This window comes from uncultured Anaerotruncus sp. (assembly GCF_902490045.1).
GTDB lineage: Bacteria > Bacillota > Clostridia > Oscillospirales > Ruminococcaceae > Anaerotruncus.
On the sequence record NZ_CABUCJ010000087.1, the window covers coordinates 1 to 10,037 of the forward strand.

Genomic DNA, 10,037 nt, shown 5'->3' on the forward strand with positions numbered 1-10,037 from the left:
CTCGACGATGTAGATCTCGGTGCCGTCGCGCCCCCGCTGGGAGCAGTCGGCCAGCTTGCCGGGCAGCGACGCGGTCTCGAGCACCGATTTGCGGCGGGCGACCTCGCGCGCCCTGCGCGCGGCCTCGCGCGCCCGGGAGGCGCCCAGCGATTTCTCGATGATCGTGCGGGCGACCGCCGGGTTCTCCTCAAAATAGGTGGTCAGCTTGTCGTAGACGAGGGTGTCCACCAGGGTGCGCGCCGCCGTGTTGCCGAGCTTCGCCTTGGTCTGGCCCTCGAACTGCGCGTCGGTCAGCTTGACCGAGACGATCGCGGTCAGCCCCTCGCGGACGTCCTCCCCCTTGAGGTTCTCGTCGTTGTCCTTGAGGATGTTGTAGCGGCGGGCGTAGTCGTTGATCACGCGGGTGAGCGCCGCCTTGAACCCGACCTCGTGCGCCCCGCCGTCGGTCGTGTGGATGTTGTTCGCAAAGGAGAGCAGCAGCTCGGTGTAGCTGTCGTTATACTGCAGCGCCACCTCGGCGGTGTTGTCCCCCTCCCGCGCCGCGAGGTAGATGACCTCGTCGTGCAGCGGTTCGACGCCCTTCTGCTGGTGGATGTGCTCGACGAAGCTGCGGATGCCGCCCTCATAGTGGAGGTGCTCCTCCACCGGTTCGGTCCCGCGCTGGTCGCGCAGGACGATATAGACCCCCGCGTTGAGGAACGCCTGCTCGCGCAGGCGGCGCAGCAGGGTGTCGTAGTCGTACAGGACCTCCTCGAAGATCTCCGGGTCCGCCCGGAAGGCCACCTGGGTGCCCTTCTGGTCGGTGTCGCCGGTAATCGCGAGGGGCGCGCACTCCTTGCCGCGCTCGAACCGCTGGTAGTAGCGGTGCTCGCCGTCGCACACCTCGACCTCGAGCCATTCGGACAGGGCGTTGACGACCGAGGCGCCCACGCCGTGCAGGCCGCCCGACACCTTGTAGCCGCTGCCGCCGAACTTGCCGCCCGCGTGCAGGATGGTGAAGACGACGGTGACGGCGGGCAGGCCGGTCTGGCTCTGGGTGCCGACGGGGATTCCGCGGCCGTTGTCCGAAACCTTAATGATCTCGCCGGGAAGCAGGTCCACCTCGATCATCGAGCAATAGCCCGCGAGCGCCTCGTCAATCGAGTTGTCGACGATCTCGTAGACCAGGTGGTGCAGACCGCGCGGACCCGTCGACCCGATGTACATGCCGGGCCGCTTGCGTACCGCTTCAAGCCCCTCGAGCACCTGAATCTGCGAGGAGTCGTAATTCTGTTCCTCGGACGGGATTCCCGCCGGGTTGTTGTCCACTGTATCCAATTGTAACCGCTCCTTTCGGCCCCGTGCGGGCCTTTGTGTCCGCCCGATCGGGCGATTTTATCCGGTAAAGCCGTTTCCGGCCTTTTATCCGTGTTCGATGTTCGCCAGCCCGTCCACGAAGCCCGCCCGCTTTTTGAGGGTCGCGGAGGAGATCTGCGTGATGTAGACCTTCGGGTCCCGGCGCCCCCTGCCGCAGATGACAAAGGATTTCGGCAGCTCATAGGAGACGTTCACGACGAGCCCGCCCTTCTCCGACCTGGCGAGGAACTCCTTGGTGATCTTTGAGATCGAGGTGTTTTCCAGATCGAAGATGCCGATGATCTCATCGGTGCGAACCACCGTGTCCTGTCCGAGATGCAGGTACATAATCCCCGCCCCTTTACTCGTATTTCCTGGTCGTGAGGACGCGCCCGCCCTCCAGTTTGACGCTGACGCCGCTCGTCAGGTGCTTGAAATCCGCTCTGTCGCAGCAGGTCATGATGAGCTGCCGCCCGCTCAGGTGATTGAGCAGGTAGTCGCGGCGCGCCGCGTCCAGCTCGCTCATCACATCGTCGAGCAGCACGACGGGATATTCGCCGATCGTCTCCCGGATGAGCTCGCACTCGGCCATCTTGAGGGCGAGCACGCAGGAGCGCTGCTGCCCCTGCGAGCCGAACACCCGCGCGCTGTTGCCGTCGAGGGTGACCGCGATATCGTCCCGGTGGGGCCCCAGCCCGGTCACCCGGCTGCGGATGTCCTCCCCCCGGTGGGCGCGCAGGTCTTCGAGCACCTGCCCCTCGATCTCCGGGATCGAAAGCGCCGTGTCGCAGCGGAGCGACGACTGGTATTCCAGCCCGAGCGCCTCCTTTTCCCCGGAAATACCCGCATAGGTCTCCCGGGCGAAGGGGGAGAGGCGGTCGAGGAAGGAGGCGCGCGTCTTGATGAGCACCGCCGCGAAGGAGGCGAGCCGCGCGTCCCAGATATCCAGCGTATCGAAGAGGCTCGTCTCATACGCAATATCCTTGAGCAGGCGGTTGCGCTGGTCGAGCACGCGGGTATACTGGCCCAGGATGTGGATATATTTGGGCTTGATCTGGCAGATCGACGTGTCGATGAACTTCCGCTTTTCGAGCGGGCCGTTTTTGATGAGGGAAAGGTGGGAGGGCGAAAAGACCACCGCGCAGAAATGTCCCGCCAGCTCGGCGGCGGATTTGAGCGGAATCTCGTTGAGCGCCGCGCCGCGCCTTCCCTCGATGGTCACGCGGGCGTGCTGGTCGCGGCCCGCGGCGAAAAACTCCATCTCCAGCCCGGCCTGCGGCGCGCCGAAACGGACAAGCTGCCCGTCCTTCGCCCCCCGGAAGCTCTTGGCCCCCGTGAAGAGCCAGACGGCCTCGACAAAGTTGGTCTTGCCCTGCCCGTTGTCGCCATAGACGACGTTCGCGCCGTCCGAAAGCTCCAGCTCGAGCGCGGCGATATTTCGGAAATCGCTGATCCGGATGCGGTTGATCTTCACCTGCTACACTACCTCAATTTCGGTATCTCCGGCGGTTACGACGTCGCCGGGGAAGATCTTTTTGCCCCGCATGGCGCAGGCTTCCCCGTTGACCTTCACCTTCCCGGCGGCGACAAGCTCCTTGGCCTGCCCGCCGGTTTCGGCCGCGCCGGAGAATTTCAAAAGCGCGTCCAATTTAATAAAGGGGGGCCTGATCGTGATCTTCATAAACCTGTCACCCTTCCGCCGGTCATTCGGATTTCAGCCGCACCGGCAGCACGAGGAAGGTGAAGCTGTCCCCCTCGAGCGGGACGAGCTTGATCGGGGAGAGCGCCCCGTTGATGAGCAGCTGGATTTCGTCGCATTCGCTCGCCTTGAGCGCGTCGAGCATGTAGCGGCTGTTGAAGCCGATCTCCACGTCGTCGCCCGCCTGCTGGCAGGTGATCTCGTCGTACGCCTTGCCGATGGCCGTCGAGCAGGAAATCTTGATCACGCCGCCCTCGAATTTGAGCCGCAGGGGGCTTTTAATGTTGTCTGAGATGAGCAGGGAGGCGCGGTCGATGGAAGCGATCAGTTCGCGCGTGCTGATCTTGACGGTCGTCTGCCCGCCCGCGGGGATGGCCGCCCGGTAATCGAGGAATTCTCCCTCCAACAGCCTGGATATTACATTATAACTCCCGGCCTTGAAGATAATATGTCGTTTTGAGACGGCGATTTCAATGTCGCCCTCCTCGTCCCTGAGGAGCTTCGCCACCTCCGAGAGGGATTTCCCGGGGACGATGAAGGAGAAGTCGCTGTCGAAAGCGACCTTCTCCCGCCGCAGGGCGAGCCGGTAGCCGTCCACCGACACGACGTTCAGCTCCCCTCCCTTGATGTCGAAGAGGGAACCGGTGTGGACCGGCTTGCTGTCGCTCACCGCCACCGCGAAGAGGGTCTGGTTGATCATGTTTTTGAGCGACGCCTGCGGCAGGCTGATCTCGGTGGTCTGGTTGACCGCCGGCAGCTCGGGGTATTCCGACGCGGGGATGCCGAGGATGGTGTACTCGGTGAGGGAACCTTTAATCAGCGTCAGCATCTTTTCATCCGAGGTGATGCTGATCGTCTCGCTGGGCATCCTGCGGATCATATCGAGGAAAATCCGCGCCGAGAGGACGATCTCGCCCGGGGAAAGGACCTTCGCCTCGATCGCCGTGGAGATCGCAAGCTCGAGGTCGTAGCCGGTCAGGTAAAGACGCCCCTCCTGCGCGCGCAGCAGCACGCCTTCGAGCGCCGCGAGGGTGTTTTTCGCGGAGACCGCGCGGGAGACGTTGCCCACCGCTTCCACGAGAAGCTGTTTGTCACAGATGACGTTCATCAAAGCACCTCCTAGATGATAGAAGAATCCGCGGTGGGTTTTTCCACAGCGGGAAAACGGTTCCTGATTTGGATAGAGAGAGTAAAAGAAAATAGCCGTAGTAGTAGGGGCCGCGCAAAAGTGGAGACGGCCCGGAAAGGCGGATGTCCGGCTGTTTTGCGGGGGCGCGGGCGCCCGGAGAACCGGGGAAGGGATCGGTGGAAAAGGGAAGAGACGGAAGCCGTTTCCACCCGCGCGTGGAAAAACAGGGCGGAAAGTAGAGAAAATGTGGAAAACTTTGTGGAAATCGTGGAAGGTCTCAAAAATCTTCCACCGGATTTGGCAGATGTGAAATGTGGAAAGTGGAAAAATTGCCGCCGAAACTCAGCTGTCGCGGATATTCTTGACGATGTCCTCGATCGTCTCCTTATAGCGCAGGTCGTTCGCCATGTTCTTTTCGACCTGCTGGATCGCGTAGACGATCGTGCTGTGGTCGCGCCCGCCAAACTCCTCGCCGATGGTGGACATCGACATCTGGGTGATCTCGCGCACGATATAGATGGAGATCTGCCGCGCGGAGGAGATCTGCGCGCTGCGCTTGTTGGAACGGATGTCCTGCGGCGAGATGCCGTAGGTGCGCCCGACCTCCGATATGATCCGTTCGACCGTCACGGGCACCGGCTGGTTGTCGTTGAGGATGTCGCGGATCGCGTTCTGGGCGATGACGATCGACGGGTTGGTGCCCTGCAGGAGCTTGTAGGCCTTGAGCTTCTTGACGGCGCCCTCGAGCTGGCGGATGTTCGTCTTGAGACGGTTGGCGATGTATTCGGCCACGTCGTCGGGAATCTGGATGTCGAGCAGCTGCGCCTTGCGGCGGATGATCGCAATGCGCGTCTCGTAGTCGGGCGCCTGGATGTCGGCGAGCAGCCCCCATTCAAAGCGGGTACGGAGCCTGTCCTCCAGTGTCTTGATCTCCTTGGGGGGCCGGTCGGACGCGAGGACGATCTGCTTGCCCGCCTCGTAGAGGGTATTGAAGGTGTGGAAAAATTCCTCCTGCGTGCTCTCCTTTCCGCCGATGAACTGGATGTCGTCGACGAGCAGCACGTCCGCCTTGCGGTACCGCTCGCGGAAGGCGGCGGTGTTCTGGTCGCGGATGGCGGTGATGATGTCGTTGGCAAATTCGTCGCCCTTGACGTAAATGATGTTGCAGTCGGGCTTGTTCCTGCGGATTTCGGTGCAGATCGCGTGGAGCAGGTGGGTCTTGCCCAGGCCGGAGCCGCCGTAGATGAAGAGGGGGTTGTAGGCGTTGGCGGGGTTGGCCGCGACTGCGAGGGAGGCCGCGTGCGCGAACTTGTTGGAGGAGCCGACGATGAAGGTGTCGAAGGTGTAGTCGTACTCCCCGCCGCTCACAGAGCTATCCGCGTCGGCGGGCAGCGGCTCGACGGAGGAGGCCTGTCCGGCCGCGGGGCTGTCGCAGGAGACGTCGAGGGCGACCTCGAAGCCGAGGACCTCCTCGAAGGCGGTCCGAAGGATCGCGGTGTACTTCTCCTTGACGATGTTCATCTTGAACTCGGAGTTTACCTTTAAATAAGCGGTCGACTCAACGAGCCTGACCGGGACGATGTCCTTGAGCCAGAGGTTGAAGGCCACGTCGGAGATTTTCCCTTTGCAGTGGTCGAGCACGAGAGGGAACAGGTCGGCGAATGATTCCATGGGAACAGCTCCTTTGGTGAGTGTGGAGAACCGGTGCAAACCGGGACGGGACTGTGTGAAAAAGGAGAAAATCCACCGTTTTTCAACAGAGCCTGTAACTTTTTAATCATACCACAAAACGGGCGTTCTTTCAAGTATTCCACATACGGCAGAATCTACATATTTATATAGTAGTGGGGACGCGATTTCTATCCCCACGAGAGAGCCGCCGGCGGAGGAATTTGGCAAATGCGGGGCCATGCCTTGACAAACCGCCGCAAAGTGCGGTATAATGCTTATCTGCAAGGTAAAAAAGAATTCCCCGTGCACGCGGCCTCACGCCGCGGGCGCAGGATATGGAATCGACCGCAGGAGAGGAGGGTTGACAATGCTTCGGACCTATCAGCCGAAAAAGCTCCAGAGGAAAAAAGAACACGGTTTCCGCAAACGTATGGCGACCAAGAACGGCCGCAAGGTGCTTGCCCGCAGGAGGGCAAAGGGCAGGGCCCGCCTGACCCACTGATCCCGGTCTGTTCCCCGCGCTTCGCGCGGGGCGGCGGGACGCCTTCCCCGGCAGCCACTTTCGCGGCGCCGCGATGTTTGCATCGGAAAATAGACGGCCACAGCTCGCGTTGTGGTCTTTATTTTTATCAGGCGGCCGCGGGCCGGAGGGGTCCCGCTGCATGTTTGGAGGAAGATCATGCTCCACACCGAAACCCTGACGCTCAACAAGGAATTCCGCAGAGCCTACTATCGGGGCCGTGCCTTTACCACTCCTGTAGTTGTGGTCTACGTCCTCAAAAACCACAAAGGCATCAACCGCATCGGGCTGACCGCCACCAAGAAGATCGGCAAGGCGGTCAGGCGCAACCGCGCGCGGCGGGTCCTCAAGGAGGCCTACCGCCTGCTGGAGCCGCAGTTCCCCGTCGGGAACGACTACGTCTTTGTCGCCCGCACCAAAACGGTGTTCGCCTCCACGCAGGAGGTCATGCGGGCGATGCGGTCGGTCATTGAGAAGCTGGGCAAAAAATCATGAAACGGCTGCTGCTCTTCCTGATCAGGCTCTACCAGCGGCTGCTGTCCCCCCTCAAGGGAAAACCCACCTGCCGCTTCTATCCGACCTGTTCGGCCTATGCCTACACCGCCGTCGAGCGCTTCGGCGCGCTGCGCGGCGGCTATCTCGCGCTGAGGCGGATTTTAAAGTGCCATCCGTTTCACCCGGGCGGGATCGATCCCGTCCCCGAGACCTTTTCATTTCGAAATCAAAAAGAGAGGAACTAGAATAGATGGCTTGGCTATATTCCGTATTCGGTTACCCGCTCGGCTGGGTAATGTGGGCCTGCTTCAAGATGATCCCCATCTACGGCGTCGCCCTGCTGCTCTTTACCATTATCGTGCGCGCCTGCCTGGTCCCGCTTTCGATCAAGCAGCAGAAGTCGATGGTGAAGATGCAGATCTTCAAGCCCCGCATGGAGGAAATCCAGAAGAAGTACGCCAACAACAAGGAAAAAATGAACGAAGAGATGATGAAGCTCTACCAGGAGGAGAACTACAACCCGATGTCGGGCTGTCTCCCGATGGCGATCCAGATGCCCATCCTCTTCGGTCTTTACGACGTCATCCAGCGGCCGCTGACCCACCTGCTCCGGGTGGCCGGCCCGACCATTGAGAGTGCGACCGAGATCGCGGCGGGGCTCCTCAACAACGCGAACCTCGCAAAGGACTACTCCCGCCAGATCCGCATCATCGACGCGGTCAACCAGAACCCCGACGCCTTTTCCGGCCTGGGGGATTTCGTGCAGAAGGTGCAGTCGCTCGACCTCACCATCGGCCCCATCGACCTGACCCAGCAGCCGACCTTCGCGCTCAACATCCTGCTGCTCATCCCGATCCTCTCCTTCCTGACCTCTGTGCTCGTATCGTGGGTCTCGATGCGCCAGACCTCGGCCGCCGCGGGGGACAACGCCGCTGCCGCCGGCATGTCCAAGGGCATGATGCTCATGATGCCGCTGATGTCCGCGTGGATCTCCTTTGTGGTTCCCGCCGGCCTGGGCGTTTACTGGGTCATCTCCAACCTGCTCATGGCGCTGCAGACCTTCCTGCTCAACCGCTATATGAATCCCGTGAAGCTCGCGGAGCAGGCCCGGGTGGAATATGAGGCCAAGAAGGAAGCCGAACGCCAGGCCAAAATCGAGGCCAAAAAGCGCGCGCGCGAACGCGGCGAAAAGGACATCGACGCCGCGCTCTCCCAGAAGGAGATCAACCGCATCAAGCTGGCCGAGGCCAGAAAGCGCGACGCCGAGAAATACGGAGAAGTTTACGTGGAAGTAACCGACGACGACCTGAAGGCGTAAACAGGACTTGCCGCCCGATCATGCGGCAAATCATCACGGAGGTGTAAATAAGCCATGCGTGAAGTCATTAAGGAAGCGCGCGGCGTCGAGGAGGCCCTCGACCTCGCCTGCCAGGAACTGGGCGTCGAGCGCGACGCGATAGATTTTGAAATCATCACCCTGCCCAAGCGCGGCTTTTTGGGCCTGCGCAACACCCCTGCCAAGGTGCGCGTATTCATCGAGGAGCCCGAGGCGCCCGCCCCCAAACGGCGGGAGGAGCGGGCCGAGCGCTCGGATAAAAAGGAAAATACTGGAAAACAGCAGCGGCAGGAACCCCGCAGGGAGCCCAAGAAACAGGAGCCCCGCGCGGAGAAACCCGCCCCCAGGGCGGAGGATAAGCCGGCGCAGGCCGCGGAGCCGAAACCGGAAGCAAAGCCCGAGCCCGCCGAGCCGCAGCCGCCGCTGGAGTTCGTCTCCGCGGACACGCTCGAGGGCAAGGCGCGCACCGCCGCCGACTATGTCAAGTCGGTGCTGGCCGAGATGGGCGTGGCGGCGGAAATCTCCGTGGCGTTCACCGACAACGGCATTGTCATGCGCCTGTCGGGCGAGGGGCTGGGCGTCATCATCGGGCGCCGCGGCGAGACGCTCGACGCGCTGCAGTACCTCTCCGGGCTGGTCGCCAACCGCCAGGAGGGCGACTACATGCGCGTGACGATCGATTCGGGCAACTACCGTGAAAAGCGGGAGCGCACGCTCCAGCAGCTCGCGCGCAAGCTCTCCGCCTCCGCGGTCCGCTATGGGAGGCCGTCGACACTCGAGCCGATGAACCCCTATGAGCGCCGCATCATCCACTCGACCGTTTCGGGGATCGAGGGCGTGACCTCCTCCTCCATCGGGGAGGAGCCCAACCGCCGTGTGGTCATTTCCCCGACCAATCCGCGCCCGCAGCAGCGGGGCGGGAAGGGCCGCGGCCCGCGCCCGGGCGGCGCGGGCGGAAGCCGCCCTCCCCGCAGGGACGGACGGCCCGGCGAGGGTCGTCCGCGTGACGACAGGCCCCGTGACGACCGTCCGCGCGACGACCGCCGCGGAGGGGACAGGCCGCCCCGCAGGGACGGGTTCCGCAGCGACCGCGGCCCGCGCCGGGACGGCGCGCCGCGCGAGAGCGTCAAGCCGACCCCGACCGACGTCGACAGGGAATACATGAAGGAGCTCGAGCGGGAGCCCGAGCACTATGTGAAGCCCGACTCCGACGGGCAGGCCGCGCAGACGCGCAGCGAACCCGCGCGTCCCGCCGCCCGCGTCGAAGAGGATCTGCCGCTCTACGGCAAGATCGACCTGTAACACCGATTGTGACTGCGAGGAGGTTTCACGTGAAACCTCCTCGCTTGCACGTTCCGACCATTTTTTCAGGGAGGCCGACGGCCGGGAGGAGGAAGGATGCAGAGCATTGATACGATCGCGGCGGTAGCGACGCCGTTTGGAACCGGCGGCATCGGCGTGGTGCGCCTCTCCGGATCCGAGGCGGCCGTGGTCGCGGACCGGGTGGTCCGGCTGGCCGGGGAAAAGACCGTGGCCGGGATGAGGGGATATACCTGCGCCTATGGACGGGCGTGGGACGCGGATGGGGAGATCGATGAGGCGGTCGTCACCCGCTTTCGCGCGCCGAGGAGCTTCACGGGGGAGGAGGTCGTTGAAATCGCCGTTCACGGCGGCGTTTACCTCGTCAACCGGCTTCTGCGCGCCTGCGCCGCGGCCGGCGCCCGCCTCGCGCTCGCGGGGGAGTTTACCCGGCGCGCCTTTTTGAACGGCAAGCTCGATCTGACGCAGGCGGAGGCGGTCGCCGACCTCATCTCCGCCGAGGGGCGGCAGGCGGCGCGCGCCGCGCTGAGCG

Annotated in this window: 11 protein-coding genes and 1 pseudogene; 6 read left to right on the top strand and 6 right to left on the bottom strand. The window is 62.9% G+C overall.

Translation table 11 applies throughout. From position 1 onward, the window contains the following. The 6 genes from RDM88_RS09305 to dnaA form a co-directional block, all read right to left on the bottom strand. Positions 1-1,308, bottom strand: a 1,308-nt coding sequence (locus RDM88_RS09305) for an ATP-binding protein (RefSeq protein WP_374045442.1), incomplete at its 3' end; no start/stop codon positions are given. A gap of 93 nt (positions 1,309-1,401) precedes the next feature. After that, positions 1,402-1,683: an extracellular matrix regulator RemB gene (gene remB, locus RDM88_RS09310; RefSeq protein ID WP_101553132.1), complete on the bottom strand. Its 282-nt coding sequence runs from the start codon at positions 1,681-1,683 to the stop codon at positions 1,402-1,404. Between the two features lie 13 nt (positions 1,684-1,696). After that, the gene (gene recF / locus RDM88_RS09315; RefSeq protein ID WP_308754578.1) at positions 1,697-2,809 is read right to left on the bottom strand and encodes a DNA replication/repair protein RecF; all 1,113 of its coding nucleotides are present in this window, start codon (positions 2,807-2,809) and stop codon (positions 1,697-1,699) included. Between the two features lie 3 nt (positions 2,810-2,812). Continuing rightward, the gene (locus RDM88_RS09320) at positions 2,813-3,016 is read right to left on the bottom strand and encodes an RNA-binding S4 domain-containing protein (RefSeq protein WP_308754579.1); all 204 of its coding nucleotides are present in this window, start codon (positions 3,014-3,016) and stop codon (positions 2,813-2,815) included. A gap of 22 nt (positions 3,017-3,038) precedes the next feature. After that, a complete protein-coding gene (gene dnaN, locus RDM88_RS09325) occupies positions 3,039-4,142 on the bottom strand; it encodes a DNA polymerase III subunit beta (RefSeq protein WP_308754580.1) in 1,104 nt (367 codons plus the stop codon). A 363-nt stretch (positions 4,143-4,505) separates the two neighbouring features. Then, on the bottom strand, positions 4,506-5,834 hold the full coding sequence (gene dnaA, locus RDM88_RS09330) for a chromosomal replication initiator protein DnaA (protein WP_308754581.1): 1,329 nt from the start codon (positions 5,832-5,834) through the stop codon (positions 4,506-4,508). Between the two features lie 367 nt (positions 5,835-6,201). Between dnaA and rpmH the strand changes: the two genes are divergently transcribed. The 6 genes and pseudogenes from rpmH to RDM88_RS09360 form a co-directional block, all read left to right on the top strand. Next, positions 6,202-6,336: a 50S ribosomal protein L34 gene (gene rpmH, locus RDM88_RS09335; RefSeq protein WP_066455760.1), complete on the top strand. Its 135-nt coding sequence runs from the start codon at positions 6,202-6,204 to the stop codon at positions 6,334-6,336. 177 nt (positions 6,337-6,513) lie between these two features. Then, the gene (gene rnpA, locus RDM88_RS09340) at positions 6,514-6,849 is read left to right on the top strand and encodes a ribonuclease P protein component (RefSeq protein ID WP_101553138.1); all 336 of its coding nucleotides are present in this window, start codon (positions 6,514-6,516) and stop codon (positions 6,847-6,849) included. Further along, positions 6,843-7,094, top strand: coding sequence for a membrane protein insertion efficiency factor YidD (yidD, locus tag RDM88_RS09345; RefSeq protein ID WP_308754584.1), 252 nt, complete (start codon positions 6,843-6,845; stop codon positions 7,092-7,094). Before rnpA ends, yidD begins: the two co-directional genes overlap by 7 nt. A 5-nt stretch (positions 7,095-7,099) precedes the next feature. Beyond that, positions 7,100-8,167: a membrane protein insertase YidC gene (yidC, locus tag RDM88_RS09350; RefSeq protein ID WP_308754582.1), complete on the top strand. Its 1,068-nt coding sequence runs from the start codon at positions 7,100-7,102 to the stop codon at positions 8,165-8,167. Positions 8,168-8,221: 54 nt separating this feature from the next. Continuing rightward, positions 8,222-9,487, top strand: coding sequence for an RNA-binding cell elongation regulator Jag/EloR (gene jag, locus RDM88_RS09355; protein ID WP_308754583.1), 1,266 nt, complete (start codon positions 8,222-8,224; stop codon positions 9,485-9,487). A gap of 96 nt (positions 9,488-9,583) precedes the next feature. Next, positions 9,584-10,037 (top strand): annotated as a pseudogene (locus RDM88_RS09360) (tRNA uridine-5-carboxymethylaminomethyl(34) synthesis GTPase MnmE); the annotation flags it as partial.